General features: G+C 52.5%; 19 protein-coding genes, 1 tRNA gene and 1 pseudogene. 16 read left to right on the forward strand and 5 right to left on the reverse strand.

Going from position 1 to position 24,835, the window contains the following annotated elements:
• Together NYE70_RS01285 and NYE70_RS01290 are read left to right on the forward strand one after the other, a co-directional pair.
• Positions 1 to 1,317, forward strand: a complete 1,317-nt coding sequence (locus NYE70_RS01285; protein WP_341044775.1) for a metallophosphoesterase family protein — start codon at positions 1 to 3, stop codon at positions 1,315 to 1,317.
• A complete protein-coding gene (locus NYE70_RS01290; protein WP_341044776.1) occupies positions 1,317 to 4,523 on the forward strand; it encodes an AAA family ATPase in 3,207 nt (1,068 codons plus the stop codon). Before NYE70_RS01285 ends, NYE70_RS01290 begins: the two co-directional genes overlap by 1 nt.
• A 32-nt stretch (positions 4,524 to 4,555) precedes the next feature.
• On the opposite strand, the gene NYE70_RS01295 is transcribed toward NYE70_RS01290, so the two are convergent.
• Positions 4,556 to 5,596, reverse strand: a complete 1,041-nt coding sequence (locus NYE70_RS01295) for a YkvI family membrane protein (RefSeq protein ID WP_341044777.1) — start codon at positions 5,594 to 5,596, stop codon at positions 4,556 to 4,558.
• A 103-nt stretch (positions 5,597 to 5,699) separates the two neighbouring features.
• On the opposite strand from NYE70_RS01295, the gene NYE70_RS01300 reads away from it, so the two are divergent.
• The 4 genes from NYE70_RS01300 to NYE70_RS01315 all read left to right on the forward strand — a co-directional run bounded on the left by NYE70_RS01300 (position 5,700) and on the right by NYE70_RS01315 (position 7,499).
• Positions 5,700 to 6,272, forward strand: coding sequence for a xanthine phosphoribosyltransferase (locus tag NYE70_RS01300; RefSeq protein WP_211021109.1), 573 nt, complete (start codon positions 5,700 to 5,702; stop codon positions 6,270 to 6,272).
• 103 nt (positions 6,273 to 6,375) lie between these two features.
• The gene (locus NYE70_RS01305; protein ID WP_211021110.1) at positions 6,376 to 6,708 is read left to right on the forward strand and encodes a hypothetical protein; all 333 of its coding nucleotides are present in this window, start codon (positions 6,376 to 6,378) and stop codon (positions 6,706 to 6,708) included.
• 160 nt (positions 6,709 to 6,868) lie between these two features.
• A complete protein-coding gene (locus NYE70_RS01310; RefSeq protein ID WP_211021111.1) occupies positions 6,869 to 7,084 on the forward strand; it encodes a hypothetical protein in 216 nt (71 codons plus the stop codon).
• Positions 7,085 to 7,154: 70 nt separating this feature from the next.
• On the forward strand, positions 7,155 to 7,499 hold the full coding sequence (locus tag NYE70_RS01315; RefSeq protein ID WP_211021112.1) for a carboxymuconolactone decarboxylase family protein: 345 nt from the start codon (positions 7,155 to 7,157) through the stop codon (positions 7,497 to 7,499).
• A 139-nt stretch (positions 7,500 to 7,638) separates the two neighbouring features.
• Here the strand turns inward: NYE70_RS01315 and NYE70_RS01320 are convergent, their stop codons facing one another.
• Positions 7,639 to 8,019 (reverse strand): hypothetical protein, encoded by a 381-nt coding sequence (locus NYE70_RS01320; protein WP_341044778.1) that lies wholly within the window; start codon positions 8,017 to 8,019, stop codon positions 7,639 to 7,641.
• A gap of 177 nt (positions 8,020 to 8,196) precedes the next feature.
• Between NYE70_RS01320 and NYE70_RS01325 the strand changes: the two genes are divergently transcribed.
• From NYE70_RS01325 to NYE70_RS25970, 3 genes and pseudogenes are all read left to right on the forward strand, one after another.
• A tRNA-Leu gene (locus NYE70_RS01325) sits at positions 8,197 to 8,283 on the forward strand.
• A gap of 582 nt (positions 8,284 to 8,865) precedes the next feature.
• Positions 8,866 to 10,077, forward strand: a pseudogene (locus NYE70_RS25965) (alpha-amylase family glycosyl hydrolase); the annotation flags it as partial.
• Between the two features lie 63 nt (positions 10,078 to 10,140).
• On the forward strand, positions 10,141 to 12,090 hold the full coding sequence (locus tag NYE70_RS25970; RefSeq protein ID WP_445323823.1) for a carbohydrate binding domain-containing protein: 1,950 nt from the start codon (positions 10,141 to 10,143) through the stop codon (positions 12,088 to 12,090).
• Between the two features lie 32 nt (positions 12,091 to 12,122).
• On the opposite strand, the gene NYE70_RS01335 is transcribed toward NYE70_RS25970, so the two are convergent.
• Both NYE70_RS01335 and NYE70_RS01340 read right to left on the reverse strand, forming a co-directional pair.
• A complete protein-coding gene (locus NYE70_RS01335) occupies positions 12,123 to 13,151 on the reverse strand; it encodes a LacI family DNA-binding transcriptional regulator (protein ID WP_290407468.1) in 1,029 nt (342 codons plus the stop codon).
• A gap of 216 nt (positions 13,152 to 13,367) precedes the next feature.
• Positions 13,368 to 14,558 carry an ROK family protein gene (locus NYE70_RS01340; protein WP_341047483.1) on the reverse strand — a complete coding sequence of 397 codons (1,191 nt, stop codon included), beginning with the start codon at positions 14,556 to 14,558 and terminating at the stop codon, positions 13,368 to 13,370.
• Between the two features lie 274 nt (positions 14,559 to 14,832).
• Between NYE70_RS01340 and NYE70_RS01345 the strand changes: the two genes are divergently transcribed.
• Both NYE70_RS01345 and NYE70_RS01350 read left to right on the forward strand, forming a co-directional pair.
• A complete protein-coding gene (locus NYE70_RS01345; protein ID WP_211021115.1) occupies positions 14,833 to 15,468 on the forward strand; it encodes a chromate transporter in 636 nt (211 codons plus the stop codon).
• Between the two features lie 14 nt (positions 15,469 to 15,482).
• Complete coding sequence (locus tag NYE70_RS01350; protein WP_211021116.1) at positions 15,483 to 16,016, forward strand: chromate transporter; 534 nt, start codon at positions 15,483 to 15,485, stop codon at positions 16,014 to 16,016.
• A gap of 106 nt (positions 16,017 to 16,122) precedes the next feature.
• Here the strand turns inward: NYE70_RS01350 and NYE70_RS01355 are convergent, their stop codons facing one another.
• Positions 16,123 to 17,661, reverse strand: a complete 1,539-nt coding sequence (locus NYE70_RS01355; RefSeq protein WP_341044780.1) for a sulfatase family protein — start codon at positions 17,659 to 17,661, stop codon at positions 16,123 to 16,125.
• 103 nt (positions 17,662 to 17,764) lie between these two features.
• Here NYE70_RS01355 and NYE70_RS01360 point away from each other — a divergent pair, with 103 nt between their 5' ends.
• The 5 genes from NYE70_RS01360 (at position 17,765) to NYE70_RS01380 (ending at position 24,824) form a co-directional block, all read left to right on the forward strand.
• Positions 17,765 to 18,643, forward strand: coding sequence for a helix-turn-helix transcriptional regulator (locus tag NYE70_RS01360; RefSeq protein WP_341044781.1), 879 nt, complete (start codon positions 17,765 to 17,767; stop codon positions 18,641 to 18,643).
• A 71-nt stretch (positions 18,644 to 18,714) separates the two neighbouring features.
• On the forward strand, positions 18,715 to 20,508 hold the full coding sequence (locus NYE70_RS01365) for a sensor histidine kinase (protein ID WP_341044782.1): 1,794 nt from the start codon (positions 18,715 to 18,717) through the stop codon (positions 20,506 to 20,508).
• A gap of 3 nt (positions 20,509 to 20,511) precedes the next feature.
• Positions 20,512 to 22,122 (forward strand): response regulator transcription factor, encoded by a 1,611-nt coding sequence (locus tag NYE70_RS01370; protein WP_341044783.1) that lies wholly within the window; start codon positions 20,512 to 20,514, stop codon positions 22,120 to 22,122.
• Positions 22,123 to 22,244: 122 nt separating this feature from the next.
• Positions 22,245 to 23,831 (forward strand): extracellular solute-binding protein, encoded by a 1,587-nt coding sequence (locus NYE70_RS01375; protein ID WP_211021119.1) that lies wholly within the window; start codon positions 22,245 to 22,247, stop codon positions 23,829 to 23,831.
• 33 nt (positions 23,832 to 23,864) lie between these two features.
• Positions 23,865 to 24,824 carry an ABC transporter permease gene (locus NYE70_RS01380; RefSeq protein WP_341044784.1) on the forward strand — a complete coding sequence of 320 codons (960 nt, stop codon included), beginning with the start codon at positions 23,865 to 23,867 and terminating at the stop codon, positions 24,822 to 24,824.
• Positions 24,825 to 24,835 lie beyond the last annotated feature (11 nt).

Consider the following 24,835-nt stretch of genomic DNA (forward strand, 5'->3'; position numbering starts at 1 on the left):
ATGCCAGCATTTCGATTTATTCATGCGGCCGATCTGCATCTGGACACCCCGTTCTCGGGAATGACCGGGTTGCCGGACCGGCTGCGCAGCCATATTCGGGAGTCCACCTTCGCCGCGCTCGGCGATTTGGTGGACCTTGCCGTGTCCGAAGCGGCGGATTTCCTGGTGGTCAGCGGCGATATATATGATGCGTCGGATTCCTCGCTCCGGGCCCAACTGCGGCTCAAGGAAGCATGGGATAAGTTAGAGCGGCACGGAATTCCGGTGTACATCATCCATGGGAACCATGATCCGCTAAGCAGCAGCCGGATGCGCCTCTCCAGCCCGTCTAATGTGACGGTCTTCGGAGGCAGCCGGCCTGAAAGCGTTACGGCACGACGGCGCAGCGACGGACAACCTGTCGCGGTGGTTAGCGGGATATCCTATCCGACGGCATCGGTAACGGAGAATACATCGCTTCTTTTTCGGCGGGATCCCGATTCCGCTCTCTTTCATATTGCGCTTCTGCATGCCAACGTGGACGGACAGGAAGGCCACGATGCCTATTCCCCTTGCTCGCTGAAGGATTTGCGGGACTCTGGCTATGATTACTGGGCGCTTGGGCATATTCACAAGCGTCAGGTACTTAGTATGTCCCCATGGGTGGTATACCCAGGCAATCTGCAGGGCCGAAGTTTAAAAGAAACAGGGCCGAAGGGCTGTTATATCGTGGATGTCCCGGAGGACGGAGAAGCCATTCTCCATTTCCGCGAGCTGGACCATGTCCGGTGGACCGAACTGGAAGTGCCGATCGGAGATCTGTCCACGGAAGAGGCCTGGAAGGAGCGGGTGGAAGAACTGCTGGAGGAATCGAGGGATCCGGCGGGCGGCAAAACCGGTATTATCCGGTTTACGTTTACCGGACGCGGACCGCTGCATCATATGCTCCAATCAGGCCGGGAATGCGCTGATTTGCTGCTGGAGCTGCAGCGCCGGGAGAGCATGCGGATGGAGGACGATCCGTCGTCGGCTCTTCATGGTGTGGTGTGGCCCGTCGGTTTTAAGGTAAAGACGGGCGTGGATTTTGACAGGAGCCAATTGGTCCAGGAGGACAGCTTCCTCGGCGAACTGCTGAGGCTGGCGGACGAGGCCGAGATGAGGCCGGAACTGAGGGATTCACTGGTGGATTCCGCGCTTGCGCCTCTCCAGGAGCACCGTTATTTGCGCGGACTGATGAAATCGCTGGGTTCCGAAGAGCGGCTGGATTTGTTACAGCGGGCTCAGGAGCTGGCCTCCTCCCTGCTGACCGAAGAGGGACCTAAGGGAGGGAACCCCTGATGCGATTGGAGAAGCTGCAAGTTAGCGGATTTGGCCATTTGCATGGCCTTCAGGTGGAGCTCGGTGGTCCGGTAACCGTGCTATACGGCCCGAACGAAGCCGGGAAGAGCACGCTGCTGGGCTTTGTCCGGGCCATGCTATTTGGTATCCCCTCGCGGACGTACGGACCGCAACGGTATGAACCGGTCGGCGGTGGAACGCACGGCGGAATGCTTGCCGTTTCCGGCGACGACGGAAAGCGCTGGCTGATCGAGCGCTACGCCCAGCCACCGGAAGGAGCCGGCCTATCGGGCGCACGGGGGGACCGGCTGCGGATTACCCGCACCGGCGCGGACGGGCAGCTCCTTGAGCTGTCTCAGGAGGAGATGCAGCGCGAGCTGCTTGGCGGCATGTCCAAGGAAATGTTCCGTCAGCTGTTCGCGGTCTCCCTTACGGAGCTGCAAGAGGTGTCGGCGCTTCAATCGGAGGAGATGAGCCGCTTCCTGTTCCACGCGGGGATCGGCGGAGGCGCCGCCGTCCTGCGCGGCGAGAAGAAGCTTGTCCAGGAAATGGACAAGCTGTACCGGCCGCGGGGACGGAACCAGGAGATAGCGCAGATCCTGCAAGCCGTGGAACGGCTCGAGCGCCAGGCCGGCGCGGCCAAATCGCTGCTTCCGCGCTATCAGGAGGTGCTCCGGGAGCTTAAGGAGGTCGACGCCGGTTTGGCAACGGTCGAAGCGGCACTGTCCGAACGAGGACGGACGGCCTCTCTCCTGAAGAAGGCGGCCTCCAGCCGGCCGGATTGGATCAGGCTGGAGGCGCTGCGGGGCGAGCTGGACGGGCTGCCGGAGCGTAGTCTTTTTCCTGAGCAGGGGCTGTCCCGCTGGCAGAGCTTGCAGGAGGAGAAAGAACGCCTGCGGCTTGAGTCAGGCGAGTTGAGAAGGAGAATCGCCGCGCTGCAAAGCGAGGAAAAGGCTCTCGCTTTACAACCGGGTGTGCTTGAACGGGAGGCTGGACTTCGCGCTTTGGCCGGTCGGCAGCCTTCGTATGAGAGCGGACTGCAGGACCTCGCCGGGCTCCGGGCGGAAGCGGAGCAGATGCAGGGCAAGCTGGACCAGGTTTTACGGAGCATTCATGCCGACTGGACGGCAGAGCGGCTGCGGGCTTTTGCGGGAACCGTGGGTGAGCGGGAGACGGTGCGGCAGTATATGAGCCGTTTTCATGCTTATGACAAGGAAATGGACATGCTTCACAATGAGCGGTACAAGCTCGAACGCGAAGCGGCTGGTCTGAAGTCCGCATATATTCAGGCTGCCCAGCGGCTTGAGGAGAGCAAGGAGGCCGGACGCCGTCAATTTGCGGACCTGGTCCCGGCGGAGCGATTGCAGATCCGGGAGTTGTGGAACGAGATCAGCGTGCTGCTTGACCGCTGGCGGGCAGCGGCGGCTTCCCGGCAGGAGGACCGGCGAGCGGCGGAAGCGGAGGCGGCTGCACAAGCGCGTGTTCGTTCCCTGTACGGCCGGTTGCTGGCCGGGACGGCTATCCTGACGATATTGCTCCCCGCTGCGCTGTGGTTCACGACGAAATCCGGCTGGAGCGCTTTGCTCGGCGGAATTGTCCTCTTGGGCTTCGATGTGTATCTGGCATCCGGTTTATTGTCAGGAAGCCGGAATCAAGCGGATGGCAGGAGAATGCGTCGCCGCAGCATTCACGGCGAGGCGCCCCTATCGTCCTCACCGGATGAGCGGAGACTGCGGGAGCTGTTGCCCCGGCTTATCACGCACCCTCTGTCGGCTGCGGGGCGTGTAGATGCCGGCTGGGTCGACGTCGAGCCTCAGGCATTGGAAGAGGAGGAACGCGGGCTCCGCAAGCTGATGGAGAATTGGCAGCTGTGGGATCAGCGGCATGAAGCTTTGGAAACGGCAGCCGAGGATTGCCGGTTTAAGGCGGAAGGAAAAGCGCGGGAACTGGAAGGATTGGAGCGAGAAATGTCCCGAAGGGAATCCCATCTTGCCGGGCTCTCGCAGGAATGGGAAGAATGGCTGCAGGAGCGGCATTTACACGGCGAGCTGTCCCCGGAGGCGGCGCTGGATGTGTTCCGGCTCGCCGAGCAAGGCCGGGATTGGCTCGGACGGCTGGATTCTCTGTCCCTCAAGATGACCGCTTTGCAGGAAGCGGCCGATGCATTCGAAAGGGATTGCCGGGAATGGACCGGAGATCGGAATGGATCCCCTGTCTGGAACGCTTCCTCCGAGCTGCGCAGAGCTCTGGCCGAGCTGGAAATTCAGCTTGACTTGAAGGCAAGGCGCGAGCGGCTTGCGGACAAGCGAATCCCTTTGGAAGAGGAGCTTGGACGAAACATGGATCGGCAGGAAGCGGTTCAGGCCGCCGAGCGCCACCTGCTCGAGGAAAGTGGAGCGGCAGATGGAGAAGCATATTTGCGCTACGGGGCCGAAGCGGAGCGAAAGCAGCAGCTTCAGTCCGAGCTGCGACAAGCGGAGCTTGTGCTGTTCAGTTCGATGAGTGAGCCTCAGCGGGTTGAATTGGAGGAGTTGCTGCGCGGTCAGGAGGAGGAAATACTGACACGGTCCGCGGAAGCGGCTAGGATGAAGCTCGAGGAAGCAGAAGCCGAGCGCAGGCAGCTGCAAGAACGGCGAGGCCGGCTGCTGCAAGAGCAAGAGAGCCTGGAGACAAGGGGCCTTCAGGAGGATCTGCAGCAACAGCTAGCGGAACAGCAGGCCGCGCTGGACGGGGCGGTTGACCGCTACGCGGTCATGGCGGTATGCAACGAGTTGATTACGCGTGTCCGCAAAATTTACGAGGAAGAGCGCCAGCCTCAGGTTCTTCAGGCCGCGTCAGCCTATTTGGCGGAAATGACCGGCGGGACTTACCGGCGCATCCTGATGAAGATGGGAAGCCAGGAATTGATGGCGGAACACCGGGATCATGGCCCGATCAGCAGCTCGTACTTAAGCCGCGGCACGGCCGAACAATTGTATCTGGCCATGAGGCTGGCTCTCTCTGGCGCTGTGTCGGGCCAAGCCGCGATGCCCGTCCTGCTTGACGACTTGTTTGTGAATTTCGATGCGGCTCGCATGGAAGGCACTTTGTCGGTGCTGAAGCGAATTTCGGAGCGGCACCAAGTGATCATGATGACATGCCATGCTCATGTGGTTGATAGCGTTAAAGCCCAGTTTCCGGGAGCGCAAATCATTGAGATGTCTTAATCCGCGTAAAGAGCGCATTGTGCGGCCGGATGCTACGATCTATCGTTTGACCGATACAATCCTAACATGACCGCCCAGAGCAGGCTGAACAAACCAAACGCGGGATAGAGGATAGACAAGAGCGCGCTGAATCCGAACTGGCTTGTCAGATAGCAGATGATCAGAATACTGATGGAGATCAGTTTCGGAGAGATTTTCAGGCGTTGCTTCAATTGGAGGGTTACCCCGTATACATCGGCGACGAACGTACTGAAGATCTCCATAAAAATGAGAACGATATAAATGAGCTGAATGAGGGTGCCTAGCTGTTGGGCGATGCTGCCCATTGGAATTTCGAACTGGACGATGCCGGGCATGTAGGCCGAGAGGGCGAAATGTCCCGCCATCAGCATAAACCCGACGCCCGCACCGCCGAGAATGCCGCCCCAAACGATGGTTCTGCGGCTCTCCGTATGGCTGCCGATCGGGACCAGCACGGCTTGGGCCATCGACAAATTAAAGGCGGTATACATCAGCGGTGAGGCCCAGGCGGCGAGCAAAGGAGCATCTGTGGTAATGGTGAAGAACCGCGACGCCCCCGGGGAGCCCGCGGTATTGAAAATGATGGCCAGCGACAAGGTCAGCATCATGGGAACGACAATGGAATTCAGCTTCATAACGCCCCCGATGCCTCGTCCAAGCAACAGATAGGTACAAATGAGTGTAATCCACAAGCCGATCTGATAATGCATTCCGAAATGCTCCATAAATACCGATCCGGCTCCAGCCAGCATCACGCTGTTGACGCCGATCAGAACAACCATGGTAAACAGGCTTAGACTTTGGCCGATCCGGTCGCCGAATAGCTTGCGGTTGAGATCCTCATACGATTCCGCTTTGATTTGTCTCGCCAGCAGCATCATTTTGGTGCCCAGCCAAATGAACAGAACCGTTGACAGGAGGATGGTCAAGGCCGCCCATTTGCCGTATCGGGTAAAAAACTGGAGTATTTCCTGGCCTGTAGCAAAGCCGGCGCCGACGACGGTGCCGATATAAGTGAAAGCGATTTGCATAACTTTTACGGCATTTTTCATGGTTTTCCCCCCGGCCGATGTGCTATATATAGTACAAGGTATGTTGTCCGGGAACGGGACATGACTCAAACTCTAAATGAGATCTAGTTCGGGAGGAAATGGAATGGAGAAATTGAAACAAGCAATCGTGGAGCAGGGCGTGGTCGTATCGGATCAGGTATTGAAGCTGGATGCGCTGTTGAATCACCAGGTCGATCCGGCGCTGACGATGGAAATGGGCAAACAATTTGCGGAACGGTTCCGGGATGACGGCGTAACCCGGGTAGTTACGGTTGAATCCTCAGGAATTGCCGTCGCTTTTGCTACGGCCTATGAGCTTGGGGTGCCGCTGGTATTTGCCCGCCGCAAAAAAACGCTGCTCGCTGAACCGGACATGCTATGCGAACGGGTTCCTTCGTTTACGAAGGGCATCGTGACGGATATATTGATTTCCCGGGAATTTATTTCGCCGGATGACCGGATTCTGTTCATCGACGACATTATCGCTAATGGAGATGCAGCAAGAGGTCTCGTGAAAATCATTGAACGTTCCGGAGCAACGTTGGTCGGCGCAGGTATCGTGGTCGAAAAATGCTTCCAGCTCGGTGCGAATGCGTTGCGCGAGCAGGGAGTGCGTTTGGAGTCGCTCGCTAAAATCGCTTCGCTGGAGGGCGGAGACATCATTTTCGCGGACTAGAACGAAAACATGAAAATTAATTGGTTCCAATTTTGCAACAGTTCTTTGCAGGCCTCTTTTTTTTCGTTATAATGAGGATTACTAGGGAGAGGAGGCTTACAAAATGGGGAATGAATCTGTAGTGAACGCGGAATTTTTTATTTCAAAATTGTCCGAAGCCAAGGTGACTTTCGAGCGTGCCCTGGATTGCAAACATACGGAATTTGATGACCTTTATCCCTATATGCTTGAGCATCCCCAGTTCTTCTGGTATAAGCGCTACGTGGCCTGGTCACAACTGCTGACGATCGCGGGGCTGTGCGAGGAACTCGGTGTTGCCTGGAAAGAGGAGTTCAGTCCGCAGCAGGTTGTTTACTTGCAGCAACGGGTCATGTCCGCGAAAGTGCTTGATTTCTGGTTTGAGAAGAACGACAGCAAGGAGCATGCTCAGCGTTAAGGGTGTATCACAATTAGCCGCAGGCTGGTCGGTCGGTTCTTGATGAGACTAAGTGATGCCGGATAGAAAGTATGGAATATTCAAGGACTCCGTCAGTTTGCTGCGGAGTCTTTTTTTGTTAAGATAATGAATGTAAGTTTCTTATAAGGCGGTGATTTCAATGATTTCCGATGAAGAGTTGAATGAATATAGACTGTCCGGGGAAAAGGTGCGCGTTGTGAGGGACGCGATCCCCGAGAACGATATCCGGGGCATTGTCGTCGCGTGGGATGAAACTCATGTATTGATTCGAAGACCGAACCGGAATGTAGTCAAGCTGGACCGGAGCTATAGCTACCGTCCTTCCCGGGAACCGAGGGTTTTGCCGGAGGAATAGCATATTTTTGGCATGGCGGGACAACGTAAGGTAGGAAGTTAATCTCCTGCAGAAAGGAAGCTAATACCTTATGTCACTCGTCAACGACAAAATCAAGGCTTATAAAGATCAGATCAGTCATTACGGAGAAGCGGTTCCCGGTGCGACGGAGGCTTACCATGCCTTTACCGGAGAAAGCTTTGGCGACGGAGTGCTGGATGCAAAGACGAAGCAACTCATTGCCCTAGGCATTGCGTTGTCCACAAACAATGAAGTGTGCACGTATTATCACGCCTCTGAAGCCAAATCCAAAGGAGCGTCCGAAGCGGAGCTTCTGGAGACCGTAGCCGTCGCCTCGGCGGCACTGGCCGGAAATGCTTTGTCTCAGGGCGTGATCCGGGTTCAGGAAGCCTTGGGGGAAACTCCGATTAACTAGCGCCGTGGCAAGATACTAATGTGTTTACCGAAGGAAGCCGTAATGAAAATATATAAATTACCGGTTCAAGGTGCCCCTGCAGATGAAAATATTGGTCTGTAGGGGTGTTTTTTTTACGATCAGAACGACGACTTGTTGATCACATTGGAAGAGGAACCCCAGCGCTTCCTAAATAGGCTCGGATCCGGAAAGAAGTTTCCCTCTGGAGAGCTTGCCACGATATTTTCATGTGACCACGATATTCTCTGCAGAGATATTCGGCTTCAACCCCGTGATCGTCCTGGCGTAGTCCGATTAATGTGATTCCGAGTTGTTGGAGCTCCGCCCCAATCTCTTCCTGAATCAAACATGCGCGTTGTTCTGCGATATGGATCATATCTGTATAAAGTTCTGGATTCCTCAAAGTGCTGCATTCTTTTAAAACACGGGCATCACGCTGCAAAATACGTCGGGTGATTAGGAGTAGAATTACGCTTCGAATTAGCACCAATTCTTCTTCCGTCATGCCGGGAACCTTCATTTGAACACCACCTTTGTATACATATTAAATCTCTAAAGGGAACTTGTGTTCCTATTTTAACCCGATTCCCATGAGATTAAAAGTGCTTGAACAAAATTTCTGTTGACTCGAAATAACCGGCGTGGTATATTATATCTTGTCGCTGCGGAAAACACTTTCCTGCAAGTCAGACAACATGCGGTCGTGGCGGAATTGGCAGACGCGCACGGTTCAGGTCCGTGTGGGCTAACCCCCGTGGAGGTTCGAGTCCTCTCGACCGCACCATACATAACATGCTAAACTCCAGAGAAATCTGGAGTTTTTTTGTTTTTCTTCCGCAAGAACGGAAGGTGAATTGCCCTTTTCTTGAAGGAAATGTCCCGACGGATCAAGACATTTATGACATTTACGGAGCGCTGGACGACAAGATCAGAGGAGAAGTTTGGAAAAAGCTTTTAATAATCCATATATTGACAACAACGCAAAATCATGATATTTTCTTGTTGGAAAACCGGTTTCCCTTTGTGGTGAAATTATATGAACCTGGAAGGAGCTGAGCGGAAGCGTAAGGTTCGCGAAAGGAATAAAATCGGAAAGCCGGAGTTCTCAGCCGGACAAACAGTAGCATACAACAGTGGCAGGTTGGCAGATAAGAGTAACGGGAAGAGAGACGAACTACCTTTTGTAAGCGCTTTATAAATCAAAGGAGGGATTAAATTGATGATTAATAAGCGTCGCTTAACTCAAATCTTTATGGTCGCCATCATGTTCCTGTCGATTACCGTGAATGCGTTCATTGTTGCACCGAAACAAGCGCACGCCGCAAGTATTGGCACCGTGGATGAGAACGACACCATCTATCAAATCATGGTGGACAGGTTCCACGACGGTGATAAGTCGAACAATGCCACGGGAGCTGCCATCCGGTATGCCGAGAACGGCGAGGAAGATTTCCGCTACATGAAGGGCGGGGATTGGCAGGGAGTTATTGATAAGCTTCCGTATATTCACAACATGGGCTATACGGCAATCTGGATTTCTCCTGTCGCCGAGCCGCAGATGACGAACCGGGACAATAACGGAACCGGCCGCAACACGGCTTATCACGGTTACAACGTGAAGGATCCCAACGCCGCGAATCCATACTTCGGTACGAAGGAAAAGCTGAAGGAACTCGTGGACAGCGCGCACGCGCTCGGGATCAAGGTCATCATCGACGTCGTGCCGAACCATGTCGGTGACTACATGCTCGGGACACAAGCTTACTATGACATTCCGAGCCTGCAGCCGGCAGCTCCATTCAATAATCCTTCCTGGTATCATCACAACGGGGATATCGACTGGTCGCTCGTTGACGGCAACTACACACAATGGGCCCAGGACTACATCGAGAATCACGACTTGGCCGGACTCGACGATATTGACTTCGACGTGCCTGCGGCCAAATCCGCCATCTTTGGTTCGATTAAAGGCTGGTTCGATTATACGGGAGCCGACGGAGCACGCGTGGATGCGGCGAAGCTGATAAAGCCGACGGACATCGGCGAACTGCAGAACTTGCTCGGCGTGAATACGTTCGGGGAAAATTTCGACGGCAACGCGGAATTCGTCTCGCGCTGGGTAGGCCAGAACAAAGAATGGGGAATGCTCGACTTCCCGCTGTTCTTCTCGGTTCTGAACAGCTTCGCTTACGGTCAGTCTTTCGAATCCAACATCAAGAGCACATTGGCTCAGGACTCATACTATAACGGCAACGCCAATCATATGGTAACGTTCATCGACAACCACGACCGTAACCGGTTCTTGACCGAAGCGGGAGGAAGCGTCGAAAAATTACAAAACGCGCTGACCTTTATCTTTACGGTACGCGGTGTACCTGTGGTCTTCCAAGGTACCGAGCAGAACAAGGGGAACGGCAACGGCTCCATTATTACCGGAGGCATCGCCGATACGTGGAACCGCTGGTCTATGGTGAAGCGCGACGCCAACGGCAATGTCATTCAAGACTATTTCAACGAAAATACGAGCACCTATAAATATGTGGCGAAGCTAAATCAGATTCGCAAAAATCACGAGGCTCTGCGCAAAGGCACCCAGCGTGAAATGTGGTCGGCTCAGAATCTGTACGCCTTCTCCCGCCGCATGGATAGTGGTGCCAACACGGGTCAAGAGGTCATTTCCGTCTTCAGTAACGCTTCCAGCGGTACACAGACGGTGACGATCCCGCTTCGCGCCGAAAGCACGCTTGCTGTCGGAACTGTGCTGGTGAATCAGCTCAATACTTCCGACACGGTAACCGTGGCCTCCGGGGGAGTGACGGGCAAGCAGATTACGGTCAGCATCGGAGCCAACTCGTCCAAAATATATGCGAAGGTGCAATCGGACACGACAGCTCCGACAGTTCCGGGTAATGTCACGGCAACCGTTCAAAGCTCTACTAGCGTGAAGCTAACCTGGACAGCATCGAGCGACAATGTCGGGGTTACCGGCTATGAAGTTTACCGGGACGGCGTCAAGGTCGGAACGGCGAACGGCACTTCTTATATCGATAGCGGCCTGTCGGTAAATACGACATACTCCTATACGGTAAAGGCTTATGATGCCGCGGGCAACAAGTCCGCAGCCAGCTCGCCACCGGCAACGGTTAAGACGGGAGCACCGGACACGGAGGCGCCGAGCGTGCCGCAGAATGTGAGCGCTACTGCATCTTCGTCTTCTTCAGCAACCATTACATGGAGCGCGTCGAGTGACAATGTCGCCGTCACAGGCTATGAAGTTTACAGAAATGGGGTCAAGGTTGGAACTACGGCTACAACTTCTTATACGGATACGGGGCTAGCGGCAAGTACGTCTTACTCCTATACGGTGAAGGCTTACGATGCGGCGGGCAACTTGTCGGCGTTCAGTGCAGCAGCGCTTGTTACGACGGCAGCAGGCAATAATGTGACGATCTATTATAAACAAGGCTTTACGACACCGTATATTCATTATCGTCCGGCAGGAGGAACATGGACGACGGCTCCGGGCGTACCGATTCCAGCCTCAGAATATGCGGGCTATAACAAAATCACGATCAACATCGGTACGGCTACCCAGTTGGAAGCCTGCTTCAATAATGGCGCCGGAACGTGGGACAGCAACAATTCGCAAAACTATCTTTTCGGCGTGGGCACATGGACATACACCCCGACCGGCCATATCACGGCGGGAGGGCCAATCGTTGATGGGAACGCCCCGAGCGTGCCGCAAAACGTGAGCGCGACGGCATCCGGTACTTCAGCAACCGTAACGTGGACGGCGTCAACGGACGACGTGGCGGTGACCGGATACGAAGTGTACCGCAACGGCACGAAGGTCGGAACTACGGCTACAACAAGCTATAGTGATACTGGCTTGGCTGGAAACACAACTTACAATTACACGGTGAAGGCCTACGATGCGGCGGGTAATGTATCTGCTGAGAGCGCGGCCGCTACCGTCACGACTCAAGCGGGGAATACGGCAACGATCTACTACAAGAACGATTCGTTCTCCTCCAAATACATTCATTACAAACTGGACGGATCTACGACCTGGACGACGGCACCGGGCGTGCAAATGAGTTCTTCACCGTTCGCCGGCTACAGCGTCGCCACGATTGATCTTGGCTCAGCTACGGGATTGACGGCAGCGTTCAATAACGGAGCGGGCTCGTGGGACAATAATGGAGGAAATAATTATCACTTTGGAAGCGGACCGTCGAGCCTGGTGAACGGGAATTTGAGCCCGGGCGAACCGCAAGCGGACAGTGTGACGTTCCGGGTATCAGTGCCGACGAACACACCGGTTGACAGTCCGGTGTATATCTCCGGCAGCTTTAACAGCTGGAATGCGGCCGATCCTGCATATCAGTTGACGAAGGAGAGCGACGGAACTTATAGCATTACGTTGAACTGGCCGACGGGGACGGCGGTTCAATACAAATTTACAAGGGGCTCATGGACAAGCGTAGAAGTTGGAGCCAATGGGGCTGACGTCAATAATCGGACGCTGAGCCCGTCCGGAGGCGCGCAGACCATCCCGGTTACCGTCGCTCGTTGGAAGGATTTATAGTAATAAAGGAAAGAAAGAGCCGGACAGGAGTCTCACTCCAGTCCGGCTTTTCTTTTGAGGGTTGATTCCCGTATATTAAGTTTTGGTTGAAGAAGTAAGGAAGGATAAGGAAGGTCAGGTTGGTTCATTACTTCGATCAGCATTCTGCCCGCCGTAGCGCCCAACTGGAATGTATCGATGAAAAGGCTTGTAAGCGGCGGATTCGTATGCGGCGAGAACGGATAATCGTCAAACGTCGCAATACCAATTTCACGGGGGATGGCTATACCCGCTTGTTGAATTGCCTTTAGTGCCCCAAAGGCGGAGTAATTGTTCATGCACACGAGCGAGTCCGGCGGATGATCGCTTCTTAGCAATTCCAGCACGGCTTGATAGCCGTGATTCTCATCGGCTACACCGTGAATGGTGCGGTCTTCCCGATACGGTATTCCGGCTTCCAGCAGGGCTTGCCTGTATCCTTGGTGGCGTTTGGTGAAGATTCTCTCTAACGGTTCCCCTCCGATAAAAGCGATGTCGCGATAGCCTTCATCAAGTAAATGACCGGTAAGCATCCGGCCCCCTTCGGCATTATCATAGTCCGCCCATGGTACAGGCAAGGAATGAAATTCACCGATCGTCACGAAAGGGAAGTCGAGGCTGTTCAATGTCTTGACCATATCTTCGCTCATAATAGCATTGTTAGCAATCAATCCGTCGATGCGTCCGCTACGGACAAGCCGGTTTATTACGTTACGTTCCGGGTCGTCCTGCTGCATATTGGCAATCGTCAATTCGTACTTCATCGGGCCGATGACGCTCTCGATACCGGATATGATATTAAGGAAGAACGGGTTCATATACTCGCTCTCCCGGGCCATATCAATGAGCATCCCTATATTATGACTACTCCGCTTAGCCAAGCGCGTTGCGATGCTGCTGGGTGTGTAGTTCATTTGCTCCATGATCTCCCGTACTCTGGTTTTGGTCTCCTTGGAGATCTTCGGAGAATCGTTAAGTACTTTCGATACGGTGGATTTCGCTACGTTGGCTGCCTTTGCAATATCTTGGATCGTAACTTTCATGAGCATTCCTCCCGGCATTAGGTTAGGGAAACCGGTTTCACAACAAAACATAAAAATTGAACCCGTTTAACCACAATATACCATATCCTGCATGGAACGACCATGAAGTTTCTCATGAAAGGCATTTCCGTCCATGCTCTAGCACTAACCTGGCAGGGCAAGCAGCCGGGTGTATGCACTGCTCGGCTTACCAGTACAAGTAAATGCTTGATGACCTTAGTTTCCTTCCCATGACTGAAGAATCATAATGGCCGCTCCGGTGGCTACTGCCTCATCGGTAAGCACGCCCTGAGTAAAGACCGGGCTGTATTCCGGAAAGTGGTAAATGTTCTTCTTGGCGACCTCCAGCGAGACATCCAAGACCAGTTGATGCGCGCTGACGAGAGGCCCTCCTAAAATCACGTACTCCGGATGCAGGGCATTAATCAGGTTAGCCAGTCCAATCCCCAAGTAAGCTGCCGTTTCTTTAAATTGTTCCGTGACCAGAAGATCGCCTTGCGAAAGGGCGTCGACCAAGGTGGCAAAGTTGACCTGCTCCGGAGAAAGGCCGGACAGCAGGCTGCTGCGTCCTATTTTCAACTGCGTGCGGACACGCTCCTCAAGGGACGGTACCGACACGAATGCTTCCAATGCCCCGTAGTTGCCTTTGCCGCTAAGTCTTGGCCCGTTAGCCTGAATGATCATTTGGCCGACCGCCCCTTCGGTATCGACAGCACCCCGAAGAATTTGCCCGCCTGACATCATGGCCGAACGAATGGTAACCCCTGCGTGGACGTAGAGGGCGTGCTGGATGTTTTCGGTCCGGAGCGCCCAATGTTCACCGATTAGGGCCGTGTTTGCACCATTGTCGAGTTTGGCCGGAATCCCCAGCGACTCCCTCAGCATTTCGCAAATCGGGACGTTTGTCCAGGATGGAGCCGGGAATAATTCCGGTTCAAGAATGATTCCTTTCTTTTGATCCAGCGGGCCAACCGCGCCGATTCCTATGCCTAGAACGTCGCTAGTCGAAATTCCGTGCTCGGAGAGAAATCTCCGAGCTCCATTCGTGACATGTGAAACTAGCCGCTCGGGCGTCATAGTGCCGTCCATTTTCCAGCGGGTCACGGATATGGTATTGAGGTGCATGTCATATAAGCCGAGCGTGGAGTAAATGCGGGATATTTCCAAACCGAATATATAACGGTATTTCGGATTGGTCTGGAAAAGAATCGGCTTTCTCCCGCCAGTGGAACTGCCCAGTCCGGAGACAACGATCAAACCTTGTGAGGACATTTCATCTAGCAGGCGGGTCATGCTGCTGCTGGTCAAAGAAAAATGAGTCAACAAATCGGCCTTGGAGACGGTCCCGAGATAGGAAATCCGATCGTAAACCTGTTTTTTTATCGAAGAATTGGAATGAGGCATCATATGTACTTTCTCCATTTCCAAGTTAATTAGTCGGGATATCACAAGTATAACGGCATCAATAAGTTATTTCCAGCTAATATCATCAGAATAGTCGACATAATATCAAAATGGAATTTTCTCGGGCTAAAATCTATATTATATAGACCTATTATGAGGTTTTATCGGATTATTTACAATTGTAGGCTAAAACTTTAATCCAAAATGAAATTAATGTGCTATAATGCTAATAGCTTCTTATAGATGAGCATAACGAGACAATAGAGGGTGAAATGGGATGAACCATACGGTTACCCGGCAAATGAAACTAATCTTTAATATTTTTGGTGTCTTTCTGAAAATCGGTCCTTCCACTTTTGGGGGAGGATATGCGATGATCGCCACGATCGAACAGGAGATCGTTTGTAAGAGGCGATGGATGGATGAAAAGGAAATGGGAGACATGGTGTCCGTCTCGGGCTCAGCTCCCGGGGGAGTTGCGGTGAACTGCGCCGCATTTATCGGCTATCGTCTCGGAGGTGTACTGGGGGCGGTGGCTGCTGTAACGGCGATAACGCTGCCTACTTTTTTCATTGTTTTTCTGCTAAGTTTTCTTAGTGTCATTTTTAAAGATAACGCAAAGGTGGAAGCCGCGCTGAAAGGCATTCATGCCGCGGTCATTTCTTTAATTATTTTAGCAGCCTTCAAGATGTGGAAATCATCCGTTCTGGATACCGCCACGCTGATCATTGCGGCCTCTGCGGTAATTCTTCTGTTATTTACGGGAATTCATTCTTTCTATCTAATCCTTGGCGGTCCGATTGCCGGGATAGCTATCGTCTTGTTCAAGCGAAGTAAAGGGATGTTCGTAAAAACGGAAAAGGAGCAGACCGAAGAGAAACGGGAGTTGCATTTCCCGGAATACTACATCTGAAGGGTGATCATCGCATGTTGTGGCAGTTGTTTTTGGTTTTTATCAAGGTTGGGCTCATTTCGTTCGGAGGTGGCTATGCGGTAATGACGCTAATTCAGCGGGAGGTGGCAGGCAAAGGTTGGGTGGAGGCCGGAGAGTTTCAGGAGATCGTATCTTTGGCGGGTATGGCACCCGGCTCCATTGCGACGAATACCGCCACATTGATCGGATACTCGCAAAGCGGTTTTTTGGGGGCCGTGGCGGCCACGGTCGGCATCATTTTGCCATCCTTAATTATCGTAATTATTTTAACGGCTTCCTTCATAAGATTGCAGAACAATGATTTGGTCAAATCGTCGTTTTACGGATTGCGTCCGGTTGTGACGGGGTTAATTATTTACGCCGCGATCCACTTCGGTCTTAGCGGGCGGAGCGAATCTCTGTTGAGCTGGTCTATGGCCGGGACGCTGCTGATCTGTGCCGGGTGCCTCACCTTAGTGACCAAATACAAGGTCCATCCCTTTGGTGTGATTTTGCTGGCCGCTGTGGCAGGTATCGTTATTTTTTAAAAAAAGCGTGAGCGAAGGGGCAATGCCCTTACGCTCACGCTTTTTGCATTCAAATAGGTTTCCCGGCTTCCACTCGACTTCCACTCAGACGAAACAACCGGTGACATCACGCATGATGAATTCTCGGCATAGGCAACGGTTCTTTGCCGAGTTCGGCCCAAATGTATTTAAGCAGCAGCTCGCTTTTCAAGGATTCACATCCCGGTTCGCTCCATAAGTTATGAAGCTCTGCTGGGTCTTCCTGAAGATCGAAAATTTCCCCATAAGTCTGATTGTAGTAAACCGTAATTTTATACCGATTATCGACGTACGTCTTTTGATGAATTGTCGACGGCTCATGCCTAAATTCGCAAATAGCGTGGTCTCTCGCCAGTTCCTTGCTGCCAAGCCATACGTCTTTTTGGTCGACGCCGGTCATGGACGATGGAATCGGGAGATTGCAAAACGATAAGAAGGTCGGCGCCAAATCCACCAAGGACTGGATTGCGTTTGAGACTTTGCCGGCGGGTACCTGGTCAGGATAGCGGACGATAAACGGCAGCTTGATCAAGTCCTCATAATGGAATCCGCCCTTGGCCTGGAGACCGTGCTGACCGAAGAAGTGGCCATGATCGGTCGTGAAGACGACGAGCGTATTGTCGGACAGCCCCAGTTCATCCAGCTTATCGAGGATTTTGCCGATATATTTGTCCATCATGCTGATCATTCCGTAATAAACGGCGACCAGCTTCTTCTTGTCATATTCGGTTAATCTCGCTTTTTTTCCGTATTCGTAATAATGATGGGAACGGTAGCCGTGAATACCGAACCCCGTCTCCATCAGATGGGAGAAATCCGGATTCTCTTCCTGCGTTAAGCCAAAATGCGGAGGATTCTTGTCGTGCTCTCCAGGCACCAGGGCAGGAATGGTCAGGTTATCCGGATCGTACATCGTATCCCAAGGCTCCGGCACCAAATATTCGGGATGAGGATCGAAGAAGCTGGCCCATAAGAAGAAGGGCTCTCCGGATTTCTTATGCTCCTCAAGACGTGCATTGCTCCGCTCGGCGATCCAGGTGTTGTAGTGGTATTTCTCGGGGATCGGCCATTTGTACGTTTGCGCCGGGTCCATCGTTCCGGTTGGCGGAAGGAAATAATCCCTCCAATTGGTGCAGCCCTGTTCCTCCATCCATAGCGCGTAATGTTGGCCGATATGGGCTTCATTCGTATGGTTGCGGGCAAGCTCCACATGGTCGAAGCCATAGAAAGGCTCATTGAATCCCTTCCAATAATCCAAATCCTGCAAAATCGGATAAGCTTCCTTCGAAGGATATTCCGGCGTGGATTTCAATGGCTGGAAATGAGCTTTGCCGATCAGAGAGGTCTTGTACCCCGCTTCGCTGAAATCCTCTCCGACGGTATGACGGTCCTCCAGAAGCTTCGTCCCCAGCGTCCATGCTCCGTGCTGGCTTGGATACATCCCTGTAACGATGGAGGACCGGCTCGGGGTACAGGTCGGATTCGGGCAATAGGCCCTTCCGAATGTCGTACCTTGCCGGGCCAGCCGATCCAAGTTCGGCGTGGATATTTCGGGATTGAACGCACCGATCGTATTCCAATGCTGTTGATCGCTTGTGATTAGTAAAATGTTAGGTCTACTGGACAATTTCAATCGCCTCCTATTATTATAATATTGTAATGTAAACGATTTATAAATAGCTTAGTGTTAGATTGAAATTGTCATTTTGTTATATTTTAGGAGGGGGATTATGTCTCAGGCGGTATGGAATATGCAGGAATACGATTACGAATACGCCGAGTTTATCTATTACACGCCCGGAGATTTGGATCGGGAAGGACAGCTATGGCCTGTTCGGGCGGGCCGCAGTCTCGCTAAGCCTAATTACAAGGTAGGGCCGAAAAGAATTGAATGCTACAGCCTTCATTTTGTTCTGGAAGGAAAGATCAGCTTCGAATATGAGAATCAGCAGGTGGAATTGCAGAAGGATGATCTGTTCTGCCTTTTCCCGGGTCAGACTTACCATTACTATTTGCTCCCTTCGGAACAGCCTTTGCGTATGAACTGGCTGGCTCTGGACGGAGGCCGGGTCATGCCTCTGCTGAAGCTTGCCGGAATCACACCGGAGCGGCCGTTTGCAAACGACAAAATGACGCCGCCGCTTAAGGATGCATTGGACCGCATGCTCGGCGCGATGGCGCGATTCGAGCGGTGGAATCCGGCGGTTTCACTGGAGCTCCAAGGATTGGCCTGCGAATTGTTGGCCGGTCTGATGACGGAATCGCCCGCTATACATGCTTCGGAACCTTCCGGCTGGATTCGCGAATGCATGGATTTTATGGAGCTTCACGCTACCGAGGGGATATCGGTTCAGCAGGTCGCGGCGTTTGCCGGCGTTCATCGTTCCTATTTTTCCTCTGCTTTTACCAATCAGGTCGGTGTCTCCCCGCAAAAATATATTCAGAACATCCGCATGGAGAAGGCCAGGCGACTGCTGGTCGAAACCGATGCGAGCGTGACGGAAATCGCTTTATCGCTCGGTTATCCGAACCTGTATACGTTTACGCGGGCGTTCAAGTCCTTTTACAACAAGCCGCCGCTATACGTTCGCTCGGCCAGCAGCGGCTGAAGAATGAATCGCTTTTTTGATAGCGCTTACTTCATGTGATTTTCCCTGATACTTGATAAGGAGGGGCCAACTTGAAATTCACATCAATATTCAGCAAAATTTCGCCGAAGCTTGGCATTCAGGGGAAAATATTTCTTGCCTTCGGTTTGCTCAGTCTTCTCTCCATCGTGACGATTGCCTCGATTGTCTACATGAACATGCGCGAGACGATCAAGCATAACGCCGTCACTTCTGTTGCGGACAGTATCCGCCAAGCCGATGAATCGCTCAACCTCATGCTGGAGGAGATCGATCGTCTGAACACGGTCGCAGTCACGAACAAGAACACGGTGATCGATACGGTGCTGAGCCCCAGTGAAGAAATCAGCTACGAATGGTTTCAGGAGCAGAAGAGGCTTACTGAGTTTCTATCGGGACTGTTCTCTTACAAGCCTTATATATCCCGAATAGCGGTGATCGGATTAAACGGCAAAGTATTCTTTACGGGCAGTCCGTGGATCGACCGCAGTTTTCTGGACACGAAGACGATGGAATTCATGTTGAACAACGGAGAACGCCATGCCTATTTCAAGCAAAAAGGCACCTCGGATGCCATTTCCGTCGGGCGGGTCATTCGGTATAACCGGGAGACGATCGGCGTGGTGATGGTGGATTTGAAGTATGATTTCATCCGCAATACGTACGGGGTGAAACCGACCGCCGACAGCATTCTATATGTCCTGGACGAACAAGGGGAGCTTGTGTACCAGTCCGATTCCGCCCCGTCCTCGGTCTCGCCGCAAATGCAGCAGGTCATTGATGGAAATACGGGAACGTTTCAAGGAGCTAAGGAGCAAAAGATCGACGGCAAATCCTATATCGTCGTAACCCAACGCTCCGAGCATACCGGCTGGGTTACCCGGGCGCTTGTCCCCCTTGACTCGCTGCTGAGCGAGTCCGTCCGAATCCGTAACCTGATGATCGAGGTCTCGGTCATTGTCTTCGCCGTGGTTCTGCTCGGGTCGCTGCAAATGTCTTCGCGTACGACCCTGCAAATCAGGCGGTTAAAAACGATGATGATGCGGGTCAAGGACGGAAATCTGTCTTTTCCGAAAACGGAAATCAAAACGAAGGACGAGATCGGCGATCTGTACCGGGTGTTCATTAGCATGATCGATGATTTAAAGCGTTTGATGCAGGACATCCGGATCAGCGAGCAGGCGAAGCACGAGGCGGAGCTGACGGCGCTGCAGGCGCAGATCCGCCCCCATTTTCTCTACAATTCGCTTAATACGATCAAGTACCTGGCCCATTTGAACGGAGTACCGAATATCGAAGAGGTATCCGGCTCCTTAATCGAACTCATGCGAAGCGTGCTTGGCAATTCCAACGAGTTCCTGACCGTCAGGGAGGAGCTGGATTATGTGAACTGTTATGTCTCCATCGTGAAGTATAAGTACATGGAACCGATTCCTGTCCATATCGAGGTTGAGGATGACGCTTTACTGGAATGCCGGGTATTGAAGCTAATGCTTCAGCCGATCGTGGAAAATGCGATCCAGCACGGAATAGGCTTGGCCGCGAAGGGCGGATTCATTCTCATCCGGGTGTACGGGGAAAGAGGGGACTTAATGATTGAAATTGTGGATAACGGGCCGGGAATATCCAAGGAGAAAATCGATTCGATTCTGGGGGATACCAGCAAGAATGAGAGCCCGTCCCGCTTTAGCGGCATGGGTGTGCGCAACGTGCATGAAAGAATCCGGATCATGTACGGGGAGCCCTACGGAATTCAGCTGTTCAGTGAAGAAGGGCTGTACACCAAGGTTGTAATCCGGTTCCCTCAAATAGATCAGGTCCAACAATCTCCAAGGGAGGTGAGCTAGCAGATGCTTCAAGTAATGTTAGTAGATGACGAACCGCTGGTGCATCACCATTTGGGGGCGATGTCGGATTGGAAGAGCCATGGTTTTGAATTAAGCGGTGAAGCGTACAGCGGGTCTATGGCTCTTCAGGCTATGGAACAATCGCAGCCGGATATTGCCATCATTGATGTAAACATGCCCGGCATGAACGGAGTGGAGCTTCAGCGGACGATCCGGGAACATTATCCGGCCGTAAAGACAATTATGCTCAGCAGCTATGATGACTATGATTATGTGCGCGAATGCCTTAGAAACGGAGCCGTCGATTACTTGCTCAAACACCGCCTGGATGAACAATCCCTGATCACCATTCTGAAAAAAGCGGAACAGGAGCTGCAGGAAGAAGCCAAGCAGCTTGGTTCCAGGGTGGCAGGCGGAGAAGCGGACGAGGGGAAAGGGATGGAATCTGTGCGCGAATTGGTAGCTCAGATGCTTATCGGCGTGCCGGGCGCTGCGCAAACGCTGGAGGAGGAGGTAAGGCAGAGCCGGCTATTCGCCGATTCGGTGCGGTTTGCGGCAGCCGCGGTCCAAATCGTCCCGTTCCGGCTTCTGACAGAATCGCGCAGCGATATGCAGATCAACCGTCTGGTCCGCCAAGCCGTGGAACTCGTACAGCAGAGTCTTGGAGATCCCGCTGAGCGGATGGCGGTATATGTGGAGAACGGCCGCCTGGGCGTGGTGTTTGCCTTCAAGGAGCGAAGCGAACAAGCCGCCGCCAGCGAAGCTGCAAGGCTCATGAGCAATGTCAGCCATTCGCTGGAGCTGTTCCTGAATTTGAAATGTATTTATGCGGTCGGGCATATTTGCGGCAGCATGTCCAAGCTCGAAGCCAGTTACCGCGGGGCGGAGCGGTCCATCGATGCGTCCCCCTCCTCCTTGAAGGAGGAGGACCGCGGTTCAAGCAGCCCGCGTCTTTCGTTGACCATTGAGGAACAGAAGCAGCTTCTTCTATCTATTGAAAGACTTGATAAGGAAGAGGTACATCGGTTGATCTCCGCCGTCTTTACCTCCATTCGGAAGCTGCCGCTTCATTCGCAAAGCGTCCAGATGGTCGTCAGCGAATTACTCTCGATCGGAGAGAAGACCGTGCCTATGGACGATGCCGCGGCGGTCGGATTACCTTCCCGGGAAGAGTTGGAGAATATCGGAAGCATGGCGGAAATCGAACAATGGCTCCTTACTTACTTTGAGAGCTTACTGGACCGGCTTCGCGAGCGTCAGGCATCCGGTCCATATTCAAGGCATGTCTCCCAAGCGATCATGCTCATTCTGGAACGGTATCAAAGCTACATTACGCTGGAGCTGGCAGCGGGGGCAATCGGGCTGAATACTTCTTATTTGAGCCGGATTTTCAAGGAAGAGACCCGGATGACCTTCTCCGAATATGTGAATCGGGTTCGCATTGACGCAAGCTGCAAGCTGCTGGAGAGCGGCCGGTTTACGGTTAAACAAATCAGCAGTCAGGTAGGCTTCACCACATATAACTACTTTTTCAAAGTGTTCAAGGAATCCACCGGCATGACGCCGCATGCTTATATGAGCCGGCCGGCCCGGGTGAGTAAATCCGTAAAATAAGTATAGTAAATAGTCAAATATGTAGAATTTGCAGTTCGAGCGGCTGAACTATAATGGGAACACATCAAAGGAAACGCTTACAACACGAGGCAAGGAACAAGATGAAGGAGGTCGTATTCGTAATGCAAAGACAATGGAGAAGAACGGCGATGAGCTTGATGATTATTGCCGCTCTGGCGCTCGGGGGCTGCAGCTCGGGCAACAATGGCAACAATGGCAACAAAGCTGCTGAGCCATCCAAGGGGACGGGAAATCAGACGGTAAGTAAAGATGGGTTCCCGATTGTACAGGAGCCGGTGAAGCTGAAAATGTTCACCCGGATCGCTCCGGTCAACGGACCTTTCAAGGAGATGCCGGTATTTCAGGATTACGAAAAAATGAGCAACGTCCAGATGGAATTCATTGAAGCGCCGACAGACGGATTCCCGGAGAAGAAAAACTTGCTCTTCGCATCCAATGAGTTGCCTGACATCATGTACCGCTCGAATATTACTCCATTGGAAGCCGTGCGTTACGGAGCCGGCGGGCAACTGATTCCATTGGAAGATTTGATTAAGGACTATGCACCGAATCTTAACAAACTGATGGAAGAGTATCCTGAAATTCGCGCATCGATCACTACGCCGGAAGGTCACATTTATACGATTCCCGGCATTGTTACGCTGGATTCGGCACGGACAGACAAGAGATGGATTAATACGGCCTGGCTGGAAAAGTTGAACCTGAAGGTGCCCGAAACCCTTGATGAGCTCTATGATGTGCTGGTTGCTTTCCGCGATCAGGATCCGAACGGAAACGGACAGAAGGATGAAATTCCTATGACCTCCCGTGTGGTTGGACTTCCTATTGTGGCTGCTTTCAGCGGATCGTTCGGTCTCGACCTCCAGTTCGGCTATAACGTCAACATTGCAGACGACAAGGTCGAAATCTGGATGGGAAGCGAGCGCAACAAAGAACTGCTTATGTACCTGAACAAGCTGTATGCGGAAAATCTGCTGGATCATGAAGTATTCTCTCAAACCGAAGCCCAATATTTGGCGAAACAAGGTTCCGGCAATACAGGGATATTCTTTGACCAGACGAATAATAACTTCCTGCCGATTTCCGATCAATATACCGGTATCGCTCCGTTTGAAGGACCGCATGGCGATCGACTGCAAAGCCAAAACGCTCCGGTTCCGCGCGACCAGGGTGCATTTGCCATCACTTCAGTCAATAAATATCCGGAAGTGTCCATGCGTTGGATCGACTATTTCTTTAGCGACGAAGGCTCAACCCTGCTAAGATTCGGCCGGGAAGGCGAGCACTACGAGCTGGTAGATGGAATTCCAACCTACAAGCCTGAGTTCTCGACGGCTGAGACTCAACCGAAGCTTACGCCATATGCCGGCGGAGGCGCGCCTCACCTGATCAGTGAATACGTCGGTTCGTACATCAATCCTCCGCAAGTTCAGGAAGCGCAAAAGGCGCTGGACCCGTACATGCCGAAGATCCGTTATGCGGCTCCGATGTTTGACGAAGCAACAGCACAAAAGGTGAACATGCTCCGCAATGATATCGACAAGTATTATGAAGAACAAAGCACGAAATTCATCGCAGGCTCATTGAGCTTCGACAAGTGGGATGAATTCCAGTCCACTTTGAAAAAGATGAACATTGAAGAGCTTCAGCAAATTTATCAAGACGCATATGACAAAATGGCTAAATAAGGCAGATCCTCTATGGGATAGGAGTGGATGTTCATGAAGAACGCAGAAATCCATGAGACTGCCGCGGCGCCCCAGTTCCGACCGGAACGGGGCAGCCGCCTTATCCGGCAGATCGCCAAGAGATACGATTTGTATCTCATGCTGCTTTTGCCGATCGCATGGTATTTGCTGTTTCATTACGGCCCGCTTTACGGGCTGCAGATTGCATTTAAAAATTTCGCCCCGGGCAAAGGAATCCTTGGCAGTAGTTGGGTGGGGCTCGAGCATTTCAAGCGTTTTTTCGATTCTTACTATTTCGGGCGATTGCTCTGGAACACGCTGTCCATCAATCTGATTTCTTTACTGGTTGCTTTCCCGATTCCGATTATGCTGGCATTGATCATTAACGAAATTCGCAGCAAAACGTACAGCAAATTGTTGCAAAACATTACTTACATCCCGCACTTTATTTCGGTTGTAGTCATCGTAGGTATTTTAACCGTATTCCTCTCGCCTACCGGCCCGATCAATACACTGATTCAGGCTTTGGGAGGATCGCCGACCCGCTTCATGGAATCGGCAGGCTGGTTCAAGACGATTTTTATCGGCTCGAACATTTGGCAAAACATGGGCTGGCAATCGATCATTTACATCGCGGGGCTCAGCGGTATCAATCCGCAGCTGTACGAAGCGGCCAAGATGGACGGAGCTTCCCGCATGCGGCGCATTTGGCACGTCTCTCTGCCAGGGATCGTTCCTGTCATCGTCATTTTGCTCATTCTGGACATCGGCCAATTCATGAACATCGGCTTCGAGAAAATATTACTCATGCAAAACAACTTGAACCTCGAAGCGAGCGACGTCATTTCCACCTTCGTGTACACCACCGGGATTTTGAAGGGAGAATACAGTTACACCGCTGCAATTGGGCTATTCAACTCCTTGATTAACCTGACGCTGCTGCTGATGGTGAACCGGTTCGCACGGAAAACGTCGGAGACGAGCCTTTGGTAATGGAGGAGGAG

This window comes from Paenibacillus sp. FSL R5-0407, assembly GCF_038009185.1.
GTDB lineage: Bacteria > Bacillota > Bacilli > Paenibacillales > Paenibacillaceae > Fontibacillus > Fontibacillus vini.

Coding starts and splice junctions, on each gene's coding strand:
- NYE70_RS01290 (WP_341044776.1), top strand. CDS start 1,317: ATGCGATTGGAGAAGCTGCAAGTTAGCGGATTTGGCCATTTGCATGGC.
- NYE70_RS01380 (WP_341044784.1), top strand. CDS start 23,865: ATGAAGAACGCAGAAATCCATGAGACTGCCGCGGCGCCCCAGTTCCGA.
- NYE70_RS01350 (WP_211021116.1), top strand. CDS start 15,483: ATGTTGTGGCAGTTGTTTTTGGTTTTTATCAAGGTTGGGCTCATTTCG.
- NYE70_RS01295 (WP_341044777.1), bottom strand. CDS start 5,596: ATGAAAAATGCCGTAAAAGTTATGCAAATCGCTTTCACTTATATCGGC.
- NYE70_RS01300 (WP_211021109.1), top strand. CDS start 5,700: ATGGAGAAATTGAAACAAGCAATCGTGGAGCAGGGCGTGGTCGTATCG.
- NYE70_RS01285 (WP_341044775.1), top strand. CDS start 1: ATGCCAGCATTTCGATTTATTCATGCGGCCGATCTGCATCTGGACACC.
- NYE70_RS25970 (WP_445323823.1), top strand. CDS start 10,141: ATGGATAGTGGTGCCAACACGGGTCAAGAGGTCATTTCCGTCTTCAGT.
- NYE70_RS01315 (WP_211021112.1), top strand. CDS start 7,155: ATGTCACTCGTCAACGACAAAATCAAGGCTTATAAAGATCAGATCAGT.
- NYE70_RS01310 (WP_211021111.1), top strand. CDS start 6,869: ATGATTTCCGATGAAGAGTTGAATGAATATAGACTGTCCGGGGAAAAG.
- NYE70_RS01340 (WP_341047483.1), bottom strand. CDS start 14,558: ATGATGCCTCATTCCAATTCTTCGATAAAAAAACAGGTTTACGATCGG.
- NYE70_RS01360 (WP_341044781.1), top strand. CDS start 17,765: ATGTCTCAGGCGGTATGGAATATGCAGGAATACGATTACGAATACGCC.
- NYE70_RS01305 (WP_211021110.1), top strand. CDS start 6,376: ATGGGGAATGAATCTGTAGTGAACGCGGAATTTTTTATTTCAAAATTG.
- NYE70_RS01375 (WP_211021119.1), top strand. CDS start 22,245: ATGCAAAGACAATGGAGAAGAACGGCGATGAGCTTGATGATTATTGCC.
- NYE70_RS01370 (WP_341044783.1), top strand. CDS start 20,512: ATGCTTCAAGTAATGTTAGTAGATGACGAACCGCTGGTGCATCACCAT.
- NYE70_RS01335 (WP_290407468.1), bottom strand. CDS start 13,151: ATGAAAGTTACGATCCAAGATATTGCAAAGGCAGCCAACGTAGCGAAA.
- NYE70_RS01320 (WP_341044778.1), bottom strand. CDS start 8,019: ATGAAGGTTCCCGGCATGACGGAAGAAGAATTGGTGCTAATTCGAAGC.
- NYE70_RS01345 (WP_211021115.1), top strand. CDS start 14,833: ATGAACCATACGGTTACCCGGCAAATGAAACTAATCTTTAATATTTTT.